This window comes from Rhodospirillum rubrum ATCC 11170, assembly GCF_000013085.1.
Classification (GTDB): Bacteria; Pseudomonadota; Alphaproteobacteria; order Rhodospirillales; family Rhodospirillaceae; genus Rhodospirillum; species Rhodospirillum rubrum.
In genome coordinates, this window is the sequence record NC_007643.1 from 3,577,170 (window position 1) to 3,600,179 (window position 23,010).

Sequence of the window (23,010 nt, forward strand, 5' to 3'; positions counted from 1 at the left end):
ACGTAAAGGGGAATTCAAATCCCAGACTCAATTCTTATATTATTCTAGTTAAAGTTTTCGACGGCCCGGAAACCCCGGTTTCGCGCCAGTCGCCCCATCTGACCCGGGATTCTTGTCAGCACTGTGATCCATTCACCCTCAACCGGGGCGCTATCGTGAAAATCCTTTATCACCACCGAACCCAGGCCAACGACGGATGCGCCGTTCATATCACCGAAATGATCGCCGCCCTGCGGCGCGACGGTCACGAGGTGGTGGTGGTGGCGCCGGCGGTGGCGAAGGGCGAACCCTCGGCCGAGAAGACCACGGGCGGGCTGATCGCCACTTTGCGCAAAAGACTTCCCAAGGCCGCCTTTGAAGCTCTGGAGTTCCTGTATTCCGGGTTTGCTTATTTTCGTTTATTGCGCGCGGTGTTTTCCCACCGCCCCGACGTTCTTTATGAACGCTACAGCCTTTTCATGCCGACCGGCACTTGGATTCGCCGAACCTGCGGCCTGCCGGTTCTCCTCGAGGTCAATTCGCCTTTGCGCGAGGAGCGCGCCCGGCACGGCGGACTGGCCCTGGGCGCCCTGGCCGGCTGGACCGAGCGGGTGTCATGGAAAGGCGCCGATCGCGTGCTGCCGGTCACCGCCGTGCTCGCCCGCCAGATCAGCGCCATCGGCGTGGCCGAAGGGCGGATCAGCGTGATCGCCAATGGCATCAATCCCCAAACCTTCGGCCCTTTGCCCGAGGGCGACCAAGCCAAGGCCGCCCTTGGTCTGGAGGGCAAACTGGTTCTCGGCTTCACCGGCTTCGTCCGCGATTGGCACGGATTGGACCGGGTGATCGAGGCGCTGCCCCGCACCCCCCAGGCCCATCTGCTGATCGTCGGCGACGGCCCGGCGCGCCAGGATCTGCTCGCCCGCGCCCAGCAGATGGACGTTGGCGAGCGCGTCAGCTTTACCGGCGTGCTGCCCCACGCCCGCATCGCCGGCCATGTCGCCGCCTTCGATATCGCCCTGCAGCCGGCGGTCACCGCCTATGCCTCGCCGCTCAAGCTTTTTGAATACCTTCAGATGGGGCGGACCATTCTGGCTCCCGACCAGCCCAATCTGCGCGAGATCCTGACCGATGGCGTGAACGCCCGTCTGTTCGACGCCGAGCGCGGCGAAGCCTTCGCCGAAGCGCTCGACGGCCTGATCGCCAACCCCGAGGAGCGCCGCCGTCTGGCCGAAGGCGCCCGGGCGACGATCGCCCGCCTTGGCTTGACCTGGGATCACAACGCCCGCCGGGTCGTCGCCCTCGCCCAAGCCGCGCTTCTCGCCTGCCCCCGCCGGCGCCCCGCCGCCGGAACGGCAGGGCCCCTTGGTCCGACGGCGGCCCGCCCTTCCTCCCGGGCAGCGGACGATCCCCCCGGCGCGCCGCGGTAGATCCCAAACCAAGGGACAGCGGGACCGCGACGCGCAGGGACAAAAAATCATAAGGAGATCACCATGACAGCCCTCACAGAGATCGATGCCCGCCATGCCGCTTGGCGTGGCCGGCGGGTGCTGGTCACCGGCGGCGCCGGCTTCATCGGCGGCCATTTGTGCCGACGCCTGGTTGGCCTGGGGGCCGAGGTCGTCGTTCTTGACGACCTGAGCACCGGCCGCCGCGACACGGTCCCCCGGGGGGTCCGCCTGATCGTCGGCTCGGTCACCGACCCGGCTCTGGTGCGCAAGGCGTTGCAAGGAACGGAAGGCTGCTTCCACCTTGCCGCCATCGCCTCGGTGCCGCTGTCGGTCAGCGCCCTGGTCGATTGCCATGCCGTCAACCAGACGGGAACCCTGCGCCTGATCGAAGGTCTGCGCGATAACGGCGGCGGGCGGTTGGTCTACGCCTCGAGTTCGGCGGTCTTTGGCGATCCGGTCGCCCTGCCGCTGACCATGGCCTCGCCAACGCGGCCGATCTCGCCCTATGGCGTCGACAAGCTGGCCTGTGAAGCCCACGCCCGGGTGGCCGGCGGGCTTTATGGGCTGAAAAGCTTCGGCCTGCGCTTCTTCAACGTTTATGGCGAGGGGCAATCCGACGATTCGCCCTATAGCGGCGTCATCGCCCTCTTCAATCGCAAGCTCCGCGACGGTCAGCCGATCACCGTCTTTGGTGACGGCTCCCAAAGCCGCGACTTCGTCTATGTCGGCGATGTCATCGAGGGGCTGCTCGCCGCCTGGAACGAGGCCAGCGTCCGCGGACCGGTGGAAACCGTCGGCACCGGCTGCCCGACCACCGTGATGGATCTGGCCCGGACGATCATGGAGGTCCACGGCCGCAGCGTTCCCGTCGTTCACGCCCCGCCGCGCGAAGCCGATATCGAACATTCCTACGGCAAGGCCGATTTCCTGGCCCGCATCCTGCCCAAGCCGGCGGTGGCTTTGCGCGCCGGGTTGGCGCGGACGCTGTCGATCTCTCCCCCCGCCGCAACCTTGGCCCCAACTCCATAGGCGTCAGCACCGTGATCCCTTCCCCTTCCCCCCCCGTCCTGTCCGGTAGCGCCCAGTCCCCTTCCATGCCCGCCCCCCGCTGGGCCACCATGGGCGCCATGCTTCTCGATCGCGCAGCTTCTCTTGAAGAAAGCTGCGCTTATCGCTTCTTGCATGACGGAGGGGGAGGGCCGGAGGTTCGCAGCTATCGGGCGCTGACCAGCCGCGCCCTTGATATCGCCACGTTTCTTTTGGCGAAGGGCTGCGCCAAGCGGCCGGTGCTGATCTTATTGCCCACCGGCATGGCCTTCGTCGAAGCCCTGTTTGGCTGTTTTCTGGCCGGGGCCATCGCCGTGCCGGCACCGCCACCCACCGGAACGCGCGGCTTGCCGCGCATCCGCGGCATTCTCGCCGATTGCGCGCCGCCGCTGGCCCTGGTCGTCGAGCCGCCGCAGATCGACCGCCTGGGCGGCGGCGACGACGCTCCGCTCGCCCGAACCGAGTGGGTTCGCGTAGCCGATATCCCCGCCTGCGCCACCCCCGATCCGTCTATGGTCGAAGCGGTCGCCCCCGGGGATATCGCGGTTTTGCAATACACCTCGGGCTCGACCGGCACCCCGAAAGGCGTGGTGATTTCCCATCGCAACGCCCTGATCAATCTGGCCCAGCAAAAATCCGGCATGCGCGCCCCCGATGGGGCGCGTCTGGTGTCGTGGCTTCCCGTCCATCACGACATGGGCCTGTTTGGCAATATCCTGATTACCGTGGCAGTCGGCGGCGAGTTGAGCTTCATGGCGCCGTCGTCCTTCCTGCAAAAGCCGATCCGCTGGGTTCAAGCGATCTCCGATTACCGGGGGCAGGCCTCGGGCGGACCGGATTTCGGCTTCGATCTCTGCGCCAGACGGGCCCAGCCCGCCGATCTGGCCGCTCTCGACCTATCAAGCTGGACCACCGCCTATTCGGGGGCCGAACCGGTGCGGGCGGCGACGCTTGAACGCTTCGCCCGGGTCTTCGCCGCCAGCGGCTTTCGTTGCGAGGCGCTGCGCCCCTGCTATGGTCTGGCCGAGGCGACGCTGATCGTTTCAGTTCAGGCGGTGACCCAGTCCCTCGACGTGCGGCGCTACGATCGCCAATCCCTGTTCGCCGGCATCGCCCGCCAGAGCGACGACGGCGAGGCCCTGACCAGCTGCGGCCCGGCGGTCGAGGGCATGGAGATCGCCATCGTCGATGCCGCCACCAGCCAGCCGCTGCCCGACAACCGCGTGGGCGAAATCTGGCTGTCGGGGCCCAATCTGGCCGAAGGCTATTGGAACCAGCCGCAGATGACGGCCAAGCGCTTCGGCGCCCGCTTGGCCGGGCGCGGCGATCGCTGGTTGCGCAGCGGCGATGTCGGCTTCCTAGATCGCGGCCAGTTGTTCGTCGTCGGCCGCGCCGATGACATGATCATCCTGCGCGGGCGCAATATTCCCCCCGACGATATCGAAAACGCGGCCCTGGTCTCGCCGATCCAGGTGGCGGGATCGGCCGTCGCCCTGGCCGCGCCCGACGAGGGCGGCGTCATTCTGGTTCAGGAGGTGGCGCGCGGCCAAGGGGCGCGCGATTTCCCGCTGCTCGGCGCCCAGATGCGCGCCGCCGTCGCCGACGCCACCGAAACCGCCCTCTCGCGCATCGCCTTCGTCCGCTTCGGCTCGATCCCGCGCACGACCAGCGGCAAGATCCGGCGACGGGAAACCGGCCTTCTGCTTGCCCGCGACGCCCTGCCCATCGTGCACGACGACCGGGGTGGCCGTCCCGCCGAGGGCGAAGAGGCCGGGCCGGCGCCAGCTTCGGCCGATCCCCAGACGCCGCCGCTCGAACGCCTGCGTCTTGAAGCCGCCCGCCTGCTTGGCCTGGAAAAGCCGCCGATGGCCGATACGCCGCTGGTGGCGCTCGGCATTGATTCGCTGCGCGCCGCCGAACTGGCCGATTGGGTTGCCGAGACCTTTGGCACGAGCTTGCCGCTTTCGACCTTCTTCACCGAGACCGCCACCCTGGCCGAGATCGCCCGGGCGATCGGGTCCTCGCCGCAATCCGGCGGCCTCGCGCTGTTTCCGCCCCCCGCCGCCGTGGCCCGCGACGTCGTTCCGCTGACACGCGGCCAGCAAACCCTGTGGGTCGCCGCCCGCCGGGCGCCCGAGAGCGTTGGCAATACCCTGTCGTTGGGCGTGGTGGTCGGCGAGACGCCGCCGCAAACGCTCCAGAGCGCCCTTGACCGGCTTTCGCTGGCCCATCCGCTGCTGCGCTCGGTTTTCCGGCTGCGCGAAAACGATCCGGTGCGGGTGGTGCATGCCCAACCGGAGGTGACCATCGCGCCCATCGTTTGGCACGGCGAGGACGAAGGGCGGGAGGAGGCGCTTGACGCCTTCCTGCGCCAACCGCTCGTCCTGGAGGATGGCCCCCCCTGGCGAGCCGGTTTGCTGCGCAACGGGCGATCGACCCTGCTGGTGCTGGCCCTCCACCATATCCTGGCCGATGGCCGCGCCCTGGTCCTGCTTGGCAAGGCCCTGGCCGCCGAGATCGACGCCGGGACGACCGCCGCCCCGGACGACGCCCCCGCCGCCGATCGCTTCGCCGAAGCCGTTGGCGAGGAAGAGGCCTATCTTTGCCGCCCCGAGGCTTGGCGCGCCCTGACCTTTTTCCGCCAGTCGCTGGCCGATCTTCCCGACCCCCTGCCTTTGGCCCCGGCCGGCTGGGACGGCCGCCCGGCGCCCCGGCCGCGCATCGTTTCCCTGCCGATAAGCCCGTCCCGCCTCGCCGGGCTCAAGCGCTCGGCCGCCGTGCTGGGCAGCCCGCCGGCGCGGTTGATGTTCGGCCTGTTCGTCCTTGCCCTCGCCCGTCTGACCAGCCGCGACGATCTGGTGGTCAGCGTGGTTTCGACCAATCGCCCGGCCGGGCAGGCGATGACCATCGGCTATTTCGCCAATCCTTTGCCCGTCCGCCTGCATCTTGGCCTGGAGGCGACGGCCCCGCTCGACCGGGTTTTGATCCAGGCGATGGCCGCCCTGTCGACGACGCTCGATCACCGGCTGCTGCCCTTCTCGGAAATCGTCCGCGCCGCCGTGCGCCCCGGCGAAGCGCAAAGGCTGCTCCAATGCGTGTTCACCCATGTCGGGGTCGATGAGGGCTTCCAGGGCGATCTGGCCAGCGCCCTGGCCGTGGCGCAAGACCGGCCGGTTCCCTTCCTGCTGCGTCCCCAGGAGGGCGAGGCGGCGCTTGCCCTGACCTTCGTCGAAGGCGGGGGAGGCGCCCGCCTTGATCTGGCCATCGACGATGGCGCCGTCGCCGCCGCCATCGGTCAGGCCCTGCCGACGATGATCGGGAATTTGGCCACCGCCCTGGCCGAGGCGCCCCATCTGCCGCTGTCGGGGGTGCCGGCGATGGCCGCGTCGGTCCTTGAGCGCATGGGTCAATGGGAAAGCGGCCCGCGCGCCGCCCTCGCCCTGCGCGAGGAGGGCTGGTCGCTGGGCGCGCTGTTCGTCCGCGCCGTCCGCGACCACGCCGCCCGCGTCGCCCTTGAGGCGGGGCGGACGCGCTGGACCTATGACGTCCTGGGCGGGCAGGTCGCGGCGATCGCCAGCCAGTTGCAGGACCTGGACCTGCGGCCGGGCGATGTCGTCGCCCTGCATATGGCGGCGGGCCCGCTGTGGGTGGCCTGCCTGCTGGCCACGCTGGTTCGCGGCCTGTCGTTTCTGACCCTCGATCCCAGCCACCCGGCCGAACGCAATCACGCCCTGCTCGAAGGCGCACGGGCCAAGGTCGTGATGGCCGCCCCGGGCCTCCCCCCGCTCGCCGAGCTGCCGACCCTGGTCCCGGCCGACCCCGATGCTCGCACTCCGGCCTTGTCGACCCTGCTGGTTGCCCTGAGCGAGGTCGACGCCACCCCGGCCTATGTCATCTTCACCTCGGGCTCGACCGGCAAGCCCAAGGGCGTGGTCGTCGCCCAGGGCGGGCTGCGCGACCGCTTGCTGTGGAAAATCGAAGCCCTTGACCTCGGCCCCGGCGAGCGGGTCTTGCAAAGCATGCAGACCATCTTCGATCCCGCCTTGTGGGAGACCCTGGCGCCGCTGCTCGCCGGCTCCACCCTGGTCATCGCCGATCCCGAGGTGCGTTCCTCGCCCCGCCGGCTCGCCGAGACCCTGCTATCGGCCAAGATCACCGTCGCCACCTGCATTTCCGGCATGGTGGGCCCCTTGGGGCAGGCTCTGGCGGGTCTGGGAGGCAAGGGCGATGATCTGGCGCTCCGCCGCATCGTCGCCGGCGGCGAGGCCCTGCCCAACGCCGTCGCCCGCGCCTTCGTCGAGCAGACCGGCGCCCGCATCGAGCATTTCTATGGCCCGACCGAGGCGACGATCTTCTGCACCCATCAGGGGGTCGGCCCCGCCGACACCTTGCCCGAGGACGGCATCCTGCCCATCGGCCGACCGGTCGCCGGGGCGCGGGTGGCGATCGTCGATCTCACCGGCGCCCCCTGCCCGCCCGGCGTCATCGGCATGGTAGACCTGTCGGGCATCGGTCTGGCTTTGGGATATCTTGGCGCCGATGGCGCGGTGATCGGCACGGGCGGCGGCTTCCGTCAGCACGGCGAGAGCCGGGTCTACGCCTCGGGCGACCTGGGGCGATGGCGATCGGATGGCCGGATCGAGGTGCTGGGCCGCCAGGATACCCAGGTCAAGATCCGCGGGGTTCGCATCGACCTTGCCGAGGTCGAAGCGGTGCTGCTTGCCCATTCCCTGGTCGGCGAGGCCGCCGTCATCGCCGCCAAACGCGCCGGGGTCAGCACCCTGCACGCCTTCGTGACCGGCGACCAGGACATCGATAGCGAGGCTTTACGCAAGGATCTGGCCGGCCGCCTGCCGCCGGCGATGCGGCCGACGACGCTGCGCGCGGTGTCGGGATTGCCCCGCCTGGCCAATGGCAAGATCGATCGCGCCGCCCTCGACCGCCAGATCCCCGAGGCGACCGGCCCCGCCCTGCCCGCCGCCACCGCGCCGCTGGGACCGCAGGAACCGCTGGAGGCCACCTTGTTGCGCTGCTGGCAACAGGTGCTCGCCCAACCCGACCTGGGGGTGACCGACGATCTGTTCGAACGCGGCGGTCATTCGCTGCTGGCCTTGCGCGTCTGCGCCATGGTGGAAGACATCAGCGCCCGGGTCATCGCCCTTGATCCCTTGCTGCGCAATGTCAGCGTCCGCGAGCAGGCGCGCGCCATCCTGGCGGGCAATAGCGGCCGGGATGACAAGGCGCCCACCCTGACCCGGCTGTCGACCACCGCCAGCGGCCCGGATTTCGTTTGCATCGCCGCCGGCTTTGGCGACCTGCGCCGCCTCAAGGCCCTGGCCGACGCCCTGGGCCCCCGGGCCAATGTCTGGGGGTTGTTCCCCCCCGCCCTGCTTTCGGCCGGCCCGGCCGGATTGGCCGAGCTGATCGCCGCCTATCGCCAGATTTTGCTCCAGCGCTTCGGCGCCCGGCCCTTCGCTTTGGCCGGCTTCTCGGTGGGCGGGGTCATCGGCCTGGAACTGGCCGCCACCCTGCGAGCCGAGGGGCTGGCCATCGACCATCTGGTACTGCTTGATTCGGTCTTCCCCTTCCTGATGAAGCTCAACCTAAGGCTCCACGACCTGCTGCGCGCCATGGTGACCTTCCGCTGGACCAACCGCCTGATGCGCTTCGCCTTCGGCCGCAGGCTGCGGCGGTTCTTCATGGACGAGGGGTTGTCGGCCCACCTGAAGGCGGCGGCCTATTGCCGCCAAAAATTCGGTGGCACGGTGACGGTGGTCCGCTCGCGCGCCGCCCGTCCGTTCTCGGCGGTGCTGTTCTGGCCCTGGCGGCTGCGGGCCAAGCGGCTGGCCTGGGAAGACGCCAGCGGCTTCCACGGCAGCATGTTCTCGGCCGACCATGTCGGCTCGCTGGCCGAAGCGGTCGCCCGCCTCAACGCCGCAACCTCCCTTCCCCCCCCTCCCCCACCCCTGCCCCCCCGGGCCTTGCCGGTGTGATGGGAAGGGATGGGGGGAGTCCTTAGGTGATCGTCTGGCGGGCCCACCAGTCGACGATGTCGTTGCGGGTGGAGATGTAGCCGATATCGCTGATCTGGACGCCTTTCTTGTGGCCATGCATCGGGAAGCCGCCGACCGGCGGGCAGAGTTTCAGGTCGGTTTTCCGGCGCAGCACCTTTTTGCGCTGGGCGAGGCTGCCGATGGCCATCGAGCGGCCGATGATTTCGCGGATGCCGGGCATGGCGACGGGATCAAGGAAGGGGTTGGCTTTGCGCCAAGCCACCTCCCAGCCCGACAGGCCGTCTTCGTGGCATTCGGCCGCCGCCATCGTGGCATTGGCGTTGACATCGGACACGATCAGCCGGCCACCCTCGTTCAGCTGCATCATCACGTCGATGGGCAGGCCGTTGAGCAGGCCGCCATCCACGTAAAGCTCGTTGTCGATGACCACCGGCGGAAACAGCCCGGGCGGCGAATTGCTGGCCAGCACCGCCTGCCACACCGGTCCGTCGCGATGGACCTTGGTTTCGGCGGTGGTGAGATTGCACGACACCGAAAAAAAGGTGCGGTCCAGGTCGCGGATCAGCAAGTCGGAGAACAACTCGCGCAGGCCCTGGGTGAAGCGCCGCCCCGAGGTCAGCGCCACCATCGGCAAGGTGATCTGCTCGCTGCGCTTGACCATGGCCATGATCGCGTCGGTGATTCGGTCAAGCCCCATCCCCTTGGCATAAAGGGCGGCGACCAGGGCGCCGATGCTGGTGCCGCCGACCACATCGACCGGCACCCCCGCCTCTTCCAGGGCGCGCAACACGCCGATATGGGCAAAGCCGCGCGCCCCGCCGCCGCTTAGCACCACGCCCACCGCCCGCCCGGTCAGGAAGCGGGCCATGCGATGCCAGTCGCGGGGATCGCCCTCGGTCATCGGCTGGAAGGACTCGACGCCCAGGGCGCCCAGCCAGCCCTCGGCCCCGGGCCAACCGCGCTGACCGGGGGGGCGGAGCAGGGCAAGGGTCACCTCGCGCTCGGCGCCCTCGGAAAAGGGGGCGAGCAGGGCCTTGATCGGTTCCGGAGACCCCGAGCGGTTGGTGGCGACAACGACGATGCGGTCGGCCTGGGCGACGCAAAGCCGCGTCCACGACTCCGTGGGCGCTCCGGCCACATAGACCACGCAGGAATGCTGGCGTTCCTGATCGCTGATCCAGTCGAGCAGGCCGACGGCGGGAATGACCTGGGGATAATCGCGCACCGCCGGACCGAAGCCGGCGGCGATCACGTCGTCGCGGGTCATGATGCGCAGGCTGCCCCGGCGCTCAAGCGCCGTGCCAAGGGCGCGGGCGGCGAAGGCGAGATCGACCGAGCCATCGGCGGCGACCAGGGCCAGCGAGGGCAGCGTTCCCCCCGATTGCCGACGCCCACGGGCCGCCTTGCCGAAGTTTTGCTCCGCCACCCCAAGGGTGCAGCGCAGGATATCTTCGGGAAAGCGGTGAAGGGCGTTAAGGAAGGCCGCCTCGGGCACCTTGGCCAAAACGGTGTCGCGGGTCGCCACCACCTCCTCGGCCTGGGGTTCGGCCAGAATGGTCGCCCGTTCCCCCAGGCTTTGACCGGGTCCGAATTCCTGGGTGCGGTTCTTCAATCCCCTGCCCCGCGCATCCCCCCCATCATAGCGCGGGTCGTTGCGCTGGGTGCGCAGGCGGCCGCTGACGACGATGACCATCGCCGAAAGCCGCTCGCCGGCGCTGACCAGACGTTCGCCGGCCCGCAGGTGGACGATTTCGGCGCTTTCGGCCAACAGCACGCGCAGCGGCGTGGGCAGGCCGCGATAGACGATGCTGTCGCCAAAGGCGATCAGCAGCGACAGGCGGGCCATGGCGCGCTCGACATCCGCCGCCAGCCCGGCCCCGTCGGCGGGCCAGAGCGCGGCGAGGATCGCGGCGTCGGCCAAGGACAGGAAGCGCAAACGGCAGCCCGCCCCCGGCCGGGCCTCGCAGGGATAGCGGTGGGGGGGATCGCCCTGAAGCGCCCCGACCATCGAGCCGGCGGGGATGTCGCCCGCGCCCGCGCCCGCGCCCTCGCCGGCGCCCTCGCCGATCAGCAGGGCGCCGGCCTCGATCAACCACAGCCCTTCGATCAGATCACCGCGGCGGAACAACGGCTGGTCGCCGGCCGCGGGCGTCTGCAGGGGCGCCAGATCGCCCAGACGGGCGAGAAAGGCCGGCGAGCGCGGGCGCAAAGTCGGCCACAGCGCGCCCGGAAAAGGGGAAACACCCATAATTCCACTCCTCTCAGTCGTCTTTCACGCTGAGGAAACGCCGTTCCGAGCCTTCCAGAACGACGCAGGTAAGCATCCCCCTCGTCCAGGCGCCGGTATCGATGCCAAGACGGTGGGGCCGGATCACCGGCTCCCGCGACGGGGTGTGGCCGTGGACCACCATGTGGGGGAAGGTCCCCTCGAAGGTTAAAAACGGTTTGCGGATCCACAACAGATCATCGGCATCCTGATCCTTGAGGGCGCGCCCGGGGCGCAGGCCGGCATGGACGAAACAGTAATCGCCTTCGACATGCGACAGGGCGAGGCCTTCCAGAAACCGCCGGTGGTGGGCGGGAAGAACCCGGTTCAGGGCCTCGCCGGCGCGGCGCAGATCGCCGCCCTTGGTCGAGGCCAGGGTGATGCCATAGCTGGCCAAAGCCGCCGCCCCCCCCGAGGCGATCCAGCGCTTGCCGCCTTCGGGCTCGGCCAGGAAGGCCATCATCATCGCCTCGTGATTGCCCTTCAGGCAGACCACCTGGAGATCGGGGGGGGCCCAGCCCGCCAGCAGGTCGAGAACATCGGCGCTTCCCGGACCGCGATCGACATAATCGCCAAGGAACACCACCACCCGCCGCTCGGGGGCGCCGGCGCGCCCGTCTTCCAGGATGCGCGCCATCAGCCGTTCAAGCAGATCGTCGCGGCCATGGATATCGCCCACCGCGTAAAGCCGGGTCGAGGGCGGCGTCCGCCAGCGCTTGGCCGAGACGCCGCCGAACCAGCCGCGCAGCAGGGCAAGCAGTCCGCCTTCGTTGCTCATGGCGGGCAATAGCGGCCCGGCGCCACCACCCCCGCCGGATCCAGGGCCTGCTTGAGGCGCGACACCGTGGCCCAGAAGGGATCGGCCGGATCGACGACCAGATCCATCGAATCGATATCGACCCGATAGGGGGTGAAGCCGTTTTCCACATAACCCTGGTTGAGCGCCCGCAGGCAGCGATGGGCGGCGGCCAAGTTCTCGGGGTCGTCGCGGCGAAAATCGATGCTGACCACGCCTTCCAGGGTGCGGTCGTTCATCAGATTAAGGGTGATCGCCGCTTCGAAGCCGTGGGCGCGGCAAAGCTCATAGGTCAGGTCGACGGCCTCGCGCACCGCCGCGCCGTCCAAGGGCACCACGGGGGCGGCGAAGACGATGCCGCCCGGCCCGCGATCGGGATCGGCGGCCGCCTCGGATTGATCGGCATGGGGCCAATAGGTGCTGTGCAGCGCCGCGTTGGTCGGCCGGCCGCTGGTGAGGTCAAGCAAGGGATCGACGGCGCAGAGGAAACAATTGACGTCGCCCAGCCCCGGGATCCGGGCGCTGAGCGCCTTGGCGAAGCGGCGAAAGCCCGGCGACAGGAAGCGCACGGCGCCAAGGCCGCCCAAAGCCCGGGCGATGCGGCGGCGCGCTACCCGAACCTGGGCGGCCGGCCCCATCACCGAGCCGATGGCGCTCCAGCGGCCGGTCAGGAAGCGATCGGTCAGCTTTTGGGCCTCGGCCCGCGTCGGATCGCGCCCGCGCGCCGCCATCTCGGCATGGACCAGCGGCGTCAGGGTGATTTCGCTGCGCCGACGGTTGCCGACATGAACGACGCTGCTCAGGGTTCCCTCGCGGCGCAGGGCCCGCAGGGCGTCGAAGAACGCGGGAAGCCGCGCCTCGTCCTTCACCGAGACCATGAAGGTCATCTGGCGCTCGGGCCTTGGCAACAGCGCCACCGCTCCGCCAACGACGATGCCCAGGTTGGATTGAACGAACAGCCCGCTCAGATCGGGCCCGGGGGCGAAGCGGCTGAGCCCGCCCAGGCGGCTGGTCGGATAATGGGCGAAGCCGGTGCGCAGCAAGCTGCCATCGGCCAGGACCACCTCGAGCGACTGCACCAATTCGGCGCGCAGCGAATTATAGGCCACCCCGCGTTCCAGGGTATTGCCAAGCACGCTGGTCTCGCGCCCCGATCCGGTCACATCAAGGAAGAAGGCCGAGCCCCGCGCCGCCAGAGCGTCGGCCAGGGCGGCCTGCGTCACCCCGGGTTCGATGACGGCGATGCCGAACCGTTCATCGATGGCATTGATGCGGTCGAGCCCGCCCAGATCGAGGATCACGCAATCCTCGCAGCCGGGCAGCCGCGAGCCCAGGCCCCAGTTGCGCCCCTTGCTGATCGGATAGAGCGTCACCGCGCAGGTGGTGGCAAGGCGGGCGAGGGCCTGAACCTCGCCGGTGTTTGTCGGCCGCACGAGCAGCGGCACCCGCCGGCGATGGCCGCTGGTCGAGGAAAGAAAAGGGGTCACCGCCTCGCCGAAAAGAATGGCGGCCGGGGGAAGAAGGGCGCGCGCGCCCTCAAGGAAGGCGTGAAGGGTCAAGACCCGATCCTCCAGCATAAAACGACGATCAGCCGACTTGGCGGCTGATCCAAGGGCCAAGCGTATTGGCCACAGCAAGGGGCAGTCGCCGCCAAAGGGCGATCATCGCCCGATATTTCGGATTGGTCGGATTGACATCGGGCATCGGTCCGCCATCCTTGACCAGATACTCGTGGATCACCGGCCGGGGGGTGAACCCCCAGTTCTTCTTGAAAGCGAATGGCCCGGTTCCCACCTTGCTGCGCCCGAAATCGAACACGCCCAGTCCGCGCGCCCGCGCCGCGCACATCACGCCGTAATACATCAGATCGGCGGCGCCCTGTTTACGGGCCTCGGGGTCGGCTCCCGTATAATAGGGCATGATCTTATCGCGAAAGGTAAAGTTCAAAACCGAAGAGAGCGGCCGCTGATCGCCATAAACCGTATAAATCGTGGTGGTATCAACGCCGAAGACATCGCGTAGCAGGGTTATATAGGGCTTCGAGAACACCGGCGTTCCCAAATTGCGCATGCTCAGCGCGTATAACTCATAAAAAGTCGAAGGATCGTCGTCAAAGCGCCCTTGCAGGCCGCTGTCGATCGCCTTGCGCACCACGGCGCGTTGCTTGCGGGGAATCGCCGTCAGACAGGCCTCGTCGCTGGCGGCGATCGGCCGCTCGAAAGCGGCGTAAAGGCCTTCTTTGCATTGCCAGCCCGAGCCTTCGCCATGGGGAACGGCGGGATCGCGGATTTCGATATAGCGCGCCGGCCCGGCCATGAGCAGATCGACCGCCGCCCGTTCCAGGGCTTCGGCCGCCGCCGCTTCGACCACCGCCGCCCCGCCGCCGACGCACCAGGCGGTCGAGACCAGCCGATTGCCAAACAGCGGGCTGCGCACATAGGTCAAAGGCAGGACGCCGACGATCGCCCCATCCTGTTCGGCATACAAAAAGTGGTTGGTCTGACCAAAGGCCTGATCGATCACCCGCTGCCAGCCGGCGCGGTGAAAGAAGGTTCCCTGCGGGCAGCTTTCGACAAAGAGGTCCCAGGCGGCGGAGGCCGCGGGGGTCAGTTGGCGAATGATCATGACACGGCGCGATCGGCCGAAGGGCGGCGCGGCGCCGGGGGATCGCCTTGGGGCGCCACGCCGAACACCCGGTCAAGGCGGTCCCAGGCGAAAGCGCCCAGCAGACGATCGAGCTTGCCGGCCATCCGATCGAGATTGACGTAATGGCGGAAGCGCGACTTCAGCGGCAATCCATCGAAGCGCGGCTGGTCGGGGTCGATCTCCCAGGGGTGGAAATAGAAGATTCCCGGCTGGGATTCGCTCGCCTGAATGCGCGACAGGGCGGCGCGGAACAGGGCCAGCGGCAACAGCCGGAAATAACCGCCGCCGCCGCAGGGCAGATTGCGCCCGGCCAGCCGCAGGGTCGTCATCGGATATTCGATGAAGGCGCGGCCGGGCAGGGGGTGGAAGGCGAAGCGCGGCGCGTCGGGCATCCCATAAAGATCATGGTGGACCGGGAAGATGCTCGAGCTATAGGCGTAGCCTTCCTCCTCGAGGATCCCCAGCGCCCATAGGGTCGAGGGACAGACCGAAAAGGTCGCCGCCCGATAGCCGCGCACCGCGACGCCGCCGATATCCTCAAGCAGGGCCTTGGTCTGGCGCACATCGGCGCGGAACTGCTCGGGCGTCTGGCTGGTCACCAGATGGTGGGCCCAGCCGTGGGAGGCCAGTTCGTGCCCCTCGGCGACGATGCGGCGGATCAGCCCCGGATGGCGCTCGGCGATCCAGCCCAGGGTGAAGAAGGTGGCCGTCACCCCGTGACGGGCGAAAAGATCAAGGACGCGCCCGGTATTGGCCTCCACCCGGCTTTCCAGACCATCCCACTGATCGCGCGATACCCGCCCAGCCAGGGCCTGGACCTGGAAATGCTCTTCGACATCGACGCTCATGGCATTGACGATGCGTCCGTCGCGGCGCAGGGGCGGGGCGACCACCGGCTCGAACGCCGGGGACGGCGCGGGGGGGGGAGACTAGAACATCCATCAGGGCCGGCCTTTCCAGACAGCGTTCAGTTCAGAGACGAAATCGGAAAAATTGAGCAAGCCCCGCCGCACCACCAGATCGACCTTGCGCAGGCGTTCCTCGATGCCCAGCACCCGCTCCTCAAGATCGGCCAGCGATCCGGCGTCGATGAAGCGGCCGTCCAGCCGGGCGCCGGCCCGGGTCTCCCCGGCCACCCCGATCACCTCGCCGGCCTCGGCCTCCAGTTCGGCGGCGACCTCTTCCACATCCTGGGCGCGCAGGTCGTGGCGTTCCTGAAGGAAGCCGGCAAGCAGCAGCCGCGAACACAAAATATTGATCCGCCGCGGCAAACCGCCGCTGTGGCGATAGACCGCCGGAAACACCGCCTCCTCGAACGACGGATCGCCCCGCCATCCCGCCTGGGTCAGGCGATAGCGCATGTAGTGGCCGACCTCCTCGGGCTCGATCGGCCCCAGATGACACGAGGCGACGATGCGCTGGCGCAATTGATCGAGGCTGGGACCGGCCAGGGTGTTGCGGAACTGCGGCTGGCCGACCAGGATCGTCTGCAGGGCCGAATGGCCGTCGTCGATCCCCAAGTTGCCCAGCATCCGCAGTTCTTCCAGGGCAGCGAAGCCCATGTTCTGAACCTCGTCGACGATCAGAACGCAGCGTTCGCCGGCGGCGCGGACCTGGGTGAGAAAAACTTCGATCGCCTCCAGCCAAGCCCCCTTGCTCGGATGGGCGGGCTCGGCAAGGCCGAAGGCGCGGGCGACCACCCGGGCCGTGTCATCGGCGCTGAGCTGGGTGGTCGACAGCCGGGCGACGCGGATGCTCCGATCCGACAGCGATCGCAGCATATGCGACAGCAAAGTGGTCTTGCCCGCCCCGACATCGCCGGTGACCACGACGAAGCCTTCCCCCTGGCTCAGGCCGAACATCAGATAGGATTTCGCCCGCGTATGCCCATTCGCCCCAAAAAAGAACGCGGGATCGGGCGTCAATTGGAAGGGATGGGCATGAAGACCGTAGAAATCCAGATACATGGGGGAGCTTCTCTCAGAAAGAGGCTTTCAGGAAAAGCGACACGGCGTTTTCGGTGACCTCGCTGCCTCCGCTGCGTTCCAGGCGGCTGACTTCCACCCGTCCGCGCAAAGTGTCACTCAGCTTGTGGTCCATATTCACCGACATCATCAGGGTGTTCTTCGACGCCGAGGCGCTTGAGGCCGAAGAACTGCTTGACGTGGTTCCGCTGAACTCGCCATCCCGGGTCGAATAAGACACCCGCACGCCGGCGCCGGTCAGCGGCGACAGGGTGCGGCGATAAGACCCGGAGACCTGAAGCGTATTGTCTTTCGGACGCAGCGACGACGATCCGTAATCGCGCTGGATATAGGACCCCTGCACTTCGAAGCTGTTGCGATCGAGAACGCCGTTCAATCCCACCCGCAGGGTTTCCGTCCGCGAGACGGCATCGACCAGGGTCGAATCGGTGCGATTGGGATCGGCCGGATTGCCCGCGCCATCGACCAGATCCAGGGTATCGCCATCGAAGCGCACGGCATCAAGCCGCGAGGCCAGATTTTGTTGCTGGTTCTGAACGTCGACACCATAACTGGCCCGGAAGGTCAGGGCCTCGGACAGGCGATAGGTCAGATCGCCGCTCCACCAGGGTTCGTTGTAGCGCTGGCCATAGCGGACGGATAGATCCGTCCGCGGCCCCGGCGTCAGGTGCACGCCGGCGTTCCAGAAGGCCCCCGAGTATTGGTCGCTGTTCGATCGGCCATAAAGCGCGGTGGTCTCCTCGGAGTCCTCCGAGTCCCCGCCATCGGAAAACGAATCATAGCCGACGGTGGCGAGCAGCCCGACCATGCGGGTCAGACGGTACTCGCCCCGCCCCTCATAGGTTTGCGAGGTCGTCTCCTTCGATCCGCCGACCGAGCGGTCGTCTTCCACCCGCGCCGCCCACAAGGTGCGGTCGAAGAAGGTGCCATTGCCGACTTCGATCGAGGTCTGGTGCTGAACGCTGCCTTCGGGCGTCTCGCCGCTGTCACCCGACGACGGCGAAAGGTATTGCACCGTGTTGAGGCGATAGGACAGGGTGCTGACGACCAAGTCATCCCAATGCTGGACATAATAAGGGCGCAGCGAGACGTTGAGCACCTGGGTCTGGCCGCCGCCGGGATTGGTGCGATTGGTGGCCGTCTGATCGCCGACCCCCGAGGTCTGCTGCTGACTGAGCGCGCCACGGGCATCGACGAAAAAATGCTCTTCGACCACCGTCGCCTGATTGACCCCCAAAAACGACTGCTGATAGCCGTTCAACTCGGAATGGTCGAGATACAGATCCTGGCTGATCGAATAGTTCGACGAGGCTTTCAAGCGCCGCGACAGCGACCGCAGGTCGATCGCCGCCGTCCCGGTGGAGATCAGATCGCCCTCCTTGCCCGATTCGGTCATATAGACGTTGTCGGTATAGGCTTCCTCGAGCGAGAGGCTCGGCGTGATATCGACCTCGGCGGCGGCCGGGGGAATGGCCCAGGCGCCCAGCCCCGACAGCAGCACCAAAGGCAGACCGGGGCGCGGTGACGCCTTGGCGCGGTGCCCGGCCCCGCCAACCGCCCCCCCTTGCCGGTCGCCGGCGGAGCGCGAGGCCCCGCCGCCGACCGCGTTCATCCGGTGTGTCGACATTTCCCATGGACCCCCAACCGCATCCATGCGAATCGCCTAGAACCAGCTCTGCGGAATGATCAGAACGTCACCGGGCATCAACGGCACATTGGCGGTGATGTCGCCGTCGTTCATCAGATCTTCCAGACGGACGCGGTAGGACTTGGCCTCGGGCGGCTGGCCGCGCACCAGAACGGCGCGGTTTCCGGCGGCGAACTGCTTCAAGCCGCCGACTTCGATCATCGCGTCCAGAGTGGTCATGCGGTCGCGGTATTGCAGGGCCTTGGGCGTGGCGGCCTCGCCGACGACGCGGACCTGTTTGTCGAAGGGGCCGGCGAAATTGACGACCATCACCGAAACCACCGGATTTTGCACGTAGGTCTGCAGCTGCTCGGTGATCGCGGCCGATAATTCAGAGGGCGTTTTGCCCGCCGCGACCAGATCGGTGACCAGCGGCAGGGTCAGGCGGCCGTCGGGGCGAACGACGATGGAGCGCGACAGATCGGGCTGCCCCCAGACGAAGACATCCAGCGAATCCCCGGGGCCGACCACATAGACCGGTCGCTCTCCCGTCTCGAATCCGGTCGCCGGCGGCGCATCCAAACCCGAACAGGCCGCAAGGCCGCCAAGAAACGCCACCCCTACGAAAAGAAGAGAAAGCCTCCGAACAATGCACGCGCGTATCATATTATATCGCCCCCAAAATGAATCAGAGAATGGAACCACACCAAGGCAATCCGTTAACGGCAATAGATTAGGATCTCATCCTCATAAAGGATAAATCAATTCTACCCGCACTTTTTACCGTACTTCGTAATGCCCTTCCATGTATAAACTAATACAATGGGGCGCTATACTGAAACACCCCTCCCGACGAAGAGACTATTCCCTATGAATATCCTCTTCTCGAAAAAAAGACGCAATGATAAGTTCGATCCGTGAAAATTAAGTCTCCGAGACCGCCCGCCCTTCGCCCATCCTCGAAAAGGGAACTCTGAGTGAACGCGATTTTCGAGGCCCTTCTCTCCCATGTTCCCGCCATGTGGCGCCGCCGTTGGATCGTCATGGTGGTGGCCTGGGTGGCGTGCCTTGTCGGCTGGGGCGCCGTCGCCCTCATCCCCAATGTCTATTCGACGGCGACGACGGTTTATGTTGAAACCGAGTCCCTGTTGCGCCCGCTGCTCCAGGGCATGACCATCGATGTCGGCACCGACAAGCTCCGCATCATGAACCAGACCCTGACCAGCCGGCCCAACCTGGAAAAGGTGGTGCGGGTGGTCGGCCTCGGCGGTTCCTCGCCCGCCGATTTCAACGCGGCGGTCACCAAGGTGCAAAAGGATATTTCGGTCCGCATGTCGGAACGCAATAACACCTTCACTATTTCCTATGGCGCCCGCGATCCCGAAGTCGCCTTCCGCGTCGTCGACACCTTGTTGACCATCTTCGTTGAAAGCAATCTTGGCTTCGCCCGCCAGGAACTTGACGTCGCCCGCGAGTTCATCGGCAAGCAGGTCAAGGAATACGAAGAGCGGGTCGCCGAGGCCGAGCGCAAACTTGCCGACTTCAAGCGCGAGAACACCGAGTTCCTGCCCGGGGCCTCGACCTACCGCGAGTATCTCGACGGCCTGCGCCGCGAGACGGCGGCGATCGCCGCCGAAATCGCCGATACCAAGGCCAAGGTCGCCTCGATGACCACCCAGCTTGGCGATCTCAAGCCGATGGTTCCCTCAGGGGGGGCGGCGGCGATGTCGCCGCTGCAGATGCGGGTCGAGCAGATGCGAGCCTCGCTCGACGATCTTAAGTTGCGCTATACGGAAAAGCATCCGGCGATGGAGGAGACGCGCCGGCAACTGGCGATCCTTGAAGATCGCCTGCGCAGCGAGGGCGGATCGTCCGCCGGCGGGATGGGGGCCATTCCCAATCCGGTCTATGAGAACGTCCGCATGGAAAAGGTCGCCCTGACGGCGCAGATCGCCGCCTTGGAAAACCGTTTCACCCGCAAGACCGAGGAAGTGGCCCAACTGGAGGCGAAGGCGCCCCGGGTTCCCGAGGTCGAGGCCGAGTTTACCCGACTGACCCGTGACGCCGAGCTGGTCCGCCGCCAGTTCGAGGAGCTCCAGGCCCGCCAGGAGGCGGCCAAGCTGTCGCAAAGTCGGGAAATGGAAGCCGAAAAGGTCCAGTTCCGGGTGATCAACCCGCCGCAGAAGGCCCAGCATCCCTCGGGCATCAAGCGGTCCTTGCTGATTACGGCGGTGCTGTTTGGCGGCCTTGGCCTGGGGCTGGCCCTGACCTTCCTGATCAGCGCCATGCAATCGACCTTTTATAGTCCCTATCGCATCATCCATGCGCTGGGCGTGCCGGTGATCGGAACGATCTCGTTCATCGCCCCCCGGCGAACCCTTGGCTCCAAGCTGGCCCTCGGCTCGTTCAGCGCCAGCGCCTTGCTGCTGGTCGTCGCCTGGATGGCCCTGATGCTGGTGGAATACCAATGGGGACTGCCCACCTTGCTGCCGCAGCGGCTGCAAGACCAGTTCTCCTTCCCGATGACCGCGTCGCTCGCCAGTGGCCATTCCCTCCCGGCACAGCCGGCGGTTTGATGCCATGAGCAAGGAGGATACCCTGGATAAGACGACCCAGCCGCCGCGCCCTCTCTCCACCGTCGAGCGAGCCGCCCGGCTGCTGATCGACGCCGCGTCCTCGGCGCCGCTCCCCCCCCGTCCGATCCCCCCTCCCCCGGCCGCGCCCCCCATCGCCTCGCCCGACGGCGCTGCCCGCTCCCAGCCGGTTCCCCCGCCGCCGCCGTTCAAGCGGGCGCCGCCGCCGGCCGCACCCGCCGCCCGGGCCGCCGAGGCCGATAAGCCGCAACGTCCCCGGCCCGACCCGGTCACCATCGATTTTGCCGCCCTGGAAAAGCGCGGCTTCCTGACACCCAACAGCCCCCGGGCCCGCATCACCGACGAATTCCGGCTGATCAAGCGCCAGCTTCTGGAACGGGCCTTCACCGCCGATCCCAAGGATCACATGAACGCGGTGATGGTCAGCAGTTCGATGCCGGGCGAGGGCAAGACCTTCGTCACCATCAATCTGGCGATGAGTCTGGCCAAGGAGATCGATCTGCATGTTCTGGTCGTCGATGCCGATCTCAGCCGTCCGGGATTATCGCCGACCCTTGGCATGAAGGCCCTGCCCGGCCTCAGCGACCTGCTGTCCGATCCCAGCCTTGATATCGCCGATGTTCTGCGCCCGACCAATATTCCCACCCTCGGCATCATTCCCAGCGGCCAGCCCCATCGCATGGGACCGGAATTGCTGGCCAGCCAGCGGGCGCTGTCGGTGATCAGCGAACTGGCCGAACGCTATCCCGACCGCCTGATCCTGATCGATACCGCCCCCTTCCTGGTCAGCAGCGAGGGCATGGCCCTGAAGCTTCAGGTCGGTCAGATCCTTCTCGTCGTCGAAGCCGAGCGGACGACCGAGCAGGAAGTCCGCGCCACGCTCGACATGATTGGCGACCACGAGGGCGTCTCGGTGGTGCTCAACGCCACCCGAACCCGCTTCTTGTCGTCGCTGACCCGCTCGAAGCCCTACGAATATTACCTTCACAAATAAGCGATGGCGGGCACAAATAGGCGATGGCGGGGAAGCCGATGAACAGGGGAAGAGAACCGCTGGTCGCAACCGCGCCTTTGGCCCCCCGCTGGGCGATCGGCGGCGCGGACGCTTCGGCTTTGGCCCTGGGAACGGCGATCTGCCTGGGGATCTTTCTGCTGTTTTTCGAGACCTTCGGCTCGATGATCGGGCTGTGGGCGACCATCGCCGATTACCATCATTCCTTCGCCGTCATCCCCTGCGCCCTGTGGCTGGGGTGGGAGCGGCGCGACCTGGTGCGCGGCGTGGCCTTCGCCCCCTGGCCTTTGGCCTTCCTGGCGGTCGTCGGCGCCGCCCTGCTCTGGCTGGCCGGACGCCTGGGCAGCGTGCAGTTCGTCGAGCATCTCGGCGTGATCTTGCTGCTGCAAAGCGCCCTGATCGCCGCCCTTGGCCAAGGGTTCGCCAAGGCGATGGCCCTGCCTTTGGCCTTTCTGATCTTCCTTCTGCCCATCGGCGACGCCCTGATCCCCTCGCTCCAGGCCATCACCGCCTCGCTGGCGGCCAACGGTCTGGCGCTGTTTGACGTGCCGGTCTTTCACGACGGGGTTTTCCTGATCACGCCCTTTGGCAATTTCGAGGTCGCCCAGGAATGCTCGGGGTTGCGCTTCCTGGTCGCCACCTTGACCTTCGGGGCGGTGATCAGCGCCGTCGTCCACCGCTCGGCGTGGCGACGGGCGCTGTTTTTGCTCTCTTGCGCTATCGTGCCCGTTCTGGCCAATGGCCTGAGGGTGATCGGCATCATTTTACTGGCCCGACACGCCGGCCACGAAACCGCCGCCGCTTTCGATCATGTCATCTATGGCTGGGTTTTCCTGAGCCTGGTCAGCGTCTTCATCTTCGCCCTTGGCTGGCTGACGCGCGAGCCGCCGCGACCGCTCCGGCGCAAGGGCGCGCACCCGCCGTCTTCGGCGCGCCCCTTGCGCCCGCTGCGGACGGGGATCGCGGTTCTCGCCCTGGCCGCCACCCCGGTCGCGGCCAATGCGGCGATCGAGACCTCGCTGGCCGGCCGCCTCGCCCCAGCGGCGCTGATCCTGCCGGCGCCGGGCCCAGCCAGCACCGCCGATCCGCTGTGGACTCCCCAGATCCCCGGCGCCGATCTCGTTGATCATCGGGCCTTCCTGATCGGCGGCCGGGCGGTGGACCGGGTGATCGCCTATTTCACCCACCAGCGCCAAGGCGCCGAGGCCGTTTCGGCCACCATCGATCCGGCCGGGCTGGAGATGGTCAGCCAAGGCGAGCGCGTCGTCGCCCTTACCGACCCCGTCGCCGGCTTGGCGGCGGTTCGCGAAAGAGTGATCGCCGGACCGGGCCGCCAGCGCCTTGTCTGGTCGTGGCTTTGGGTCGGTGGCCATTTCACCACCGATGCCAAGGCGGCCAAGATCTTCCAGGTGCTGGGCGTCTTGCCCGGCGGCCAGCCCGCCGCCGCCCTGGTGATGATCTCGGTCCCGCTCGCCGCCGCCCCGGCATCCCCCCAGGCTCTCGACGACGCCCGGGCCCTGCTTGGCCGCTTCCTCGCCGGCCAAGGGGATCTCGGCCCGGGCCTCGCCCTCGCCCAAGAGAAGGACCGCTGAG

At 67.3% G+C, this 23,010-nt stretch carries 14 protein-coding genes; 6 read left to right on the forward strand and 8 right to left on the reverse strand.

Going from position 1 to position 23,010, the window contains the following annotated elements; genetic code table 11:
- The first annotated feature begins 155 nt into the window (after nt 1–155).
- The 3 genes from RRU_RS16040 (at nt 156) to RRU_RS16050 (ending at nt 8,470) form a co-directional block, all read left to right on the forward strand.
- Nucleotides 156–1,409, forward strand: coding sequence for a glycosyltransferase family 4 protein (locus RRU_RS16040; protein WP_014626514.1), 1,254 nt, complete (start codon nt 156–158; stop codon nt 1,407–1,409).
- A gap of 63 nt (nt 1,410–1,472) precedes the next feature.
- Nucleotides 1,473–2,459 carry an NAD-dependent epimerase/dehydratase family protein gene (locus RRU_RS16045; protein ID WP_011390856.1) on the forward strand — a complete coding sequence of 329 codons (987 nt, stop codon included), beginning with the start codon at nt 1,473–1,475 and terminating at the stop codon, nt 2,457–2,459.
- A 65-nt stretch (nt 2,460–2,524) separates the two neighbouring features.
- Nucleotides 2,525–8,470 (forward strand): AMP-binding protein, encoded by a 5,946-nt coding sequence (locus tag RRU_RS16050; protein ID WP_011390857.1) that lies wholly within the window; start codon nt 2,525–2,527, stop codon nt 8,468–8,470.
- A gap of 22 nt (nt 8,471–8,492) precedes the next feature.
- Here RRU_RS16050 and RRU_RS20140 read toward each other — a convergent pair whose 3' ends face one another.
- The 8 genes from RRU_RS20140 to RRU_RS16090 are packed head-to-tail and all read right to left on the reverse strand — an operon-like array spanning nt 8,493 to nt 18,429.
- The gene (locus RRU_RS20140) at nt 8,493–10,739 is read right to left on the reverse strand and encodes a cyclic nucleotide-binding and patatin-like phospholipase domain-containing protein (RefSeq protein ID WP_011390858.1); all 2,247 of its coding nucleotides are present in this window, start codon (nt 10,737–10,739) and stop codon (nt 8,493–8,495) included.
- Between the two features lie 13 nt (nt 10,740–10,752).
- On the reverse strand, nt 10,753–11,535 hold the full coding sequence (locus tag RRU_RS16060) for a metallophosphoesterase family protein (RefSeq protein WP_011390859.1): 783 nt from the start codon (nt 11,533–11,535) through the stop codon (nt 10,753–10,755).
- On the reverse strand, nt 11,532–13,112 hold the full coding sequence (locus tag RRU_RS16065; protein ID WP_237703782.1) for an FAD-binding oxidoreductase: 1,581 nt from the start codon (nt 13,110–13,112) through the stop codon (nt 11,532–11,534). Before RRU_RS16065 ends, RRU_RS16060 begins: the two co-directional genes overlap by 4 nt.
- A gap of 28 nt (nt 13,113–13,140) precedes the next feature.
- A complete protein-coding gene (locus RRU_RS16070; RefSeq protein ID WP_011390861.1) occupies nt 13,141–14,178 on the reverse strand; it encodes a FemAB family XrtA/PEP-CTERM system-associated protein in 1,038 nt (345 codons plus the stop codon).
- Nucleotides 14,175–15,092 carry an XrtA system polysaccharide deacetylase gene (locus RRU_RS16075; RefSeq protein WP_011390862.1) on the reverse strand — a complete coding sequence of 306 codons (918 nt, stop codon included), beginning with the start codon at nt 15,090–15,092 and terminating at the stop codon, nt 14,175–14,177. The genes RRU_RS16070 and RRU_RS16075 overlap by 4 nt, the downstream gene beginning before the upstream one ends.
- A gap of 48 nt (nt 15,093–15,140) precedes the next feature.
- Complete coding sequence (locus tag RRU_RS16080) at nt 15,141–16,166, reverse strand: XrtA/PEP-CTERM system-associated ATPase (RefSeq protein ID WP_011390863.1); 1,026 nt, start codon at nt 16,164–16,166, stop codon at nt 15,141–15,143.
- Between the two features lie 13 nt (nt 16,167–16,179).
- Entirely contained in the window at nt 16,180–17,811 is a 1,632-nt protein-coding gene (locus RRU_RS16085) for a TIGR03016 family PEP-CTERM system-associated outer membrane protein (protein WP_011390864.1), read from the reverse strand.
- Between the two features lie 36 nt (nt 17,812–17,847).
- On the reverse strand, nt 17,848–18,429 hold the full coding sequence (locus RRU_RS16090) for an XrtA/PEP-CTERM system exopolysaccharide export protein (RefSeq protein ID WP_014626516.1): 582 nt from the start codon (nt 18,427–18,429) through the stop codon (nt 17,848–17,850).
- Between the two features lie 359 nt (nt 18,430–18,788).
- Here RRU_RS16090 and RRU_RS16095 point away from each other — a divergent pair, with 359 nt between their 5' ends.
- The 3 genes from RRU_RS16095 to xrtA are packed head-to-tail and all read left to right on the forward strand — an operon-like array spanning nt 18,789 to nt 23,009.
- On the forward strand, nt 18,789–20,387 hold the full coding sequence (locus RRU_RS16095) for an XrtA system polysaccharide chain length determinant (protein ID WP_011390866.1): 1,599 nt from the start codon (nt 18,789–18,791) through the stop codon (nt 20,385–20,387).
- 4 nt (nt 20,388–20,391) lie between these two features.
- A complete protein-coding gene (locus tag RRU_RS16100) occupies nt 20,392–21,399 on the forward strand; it encodes an XrtA-associated tyrosine autokinase (protein ID WP_011390867.1) in 1,008 nt (335 codons plus the stop codon).
- A 38-nt stretch (nt 21,400–21,437) separates the two neighbouring features.
- Entirely contained in the window at nt 21,438–23,009 is a 1,572-nt protein-coding gene (gene xrtA / locus RRU_RS16105; RefSeq protein WP_011390868.1) for an exosortase A, read from the forward strand.
- Nucleotide 23,010: the final 1 nt, after the last annotated feature.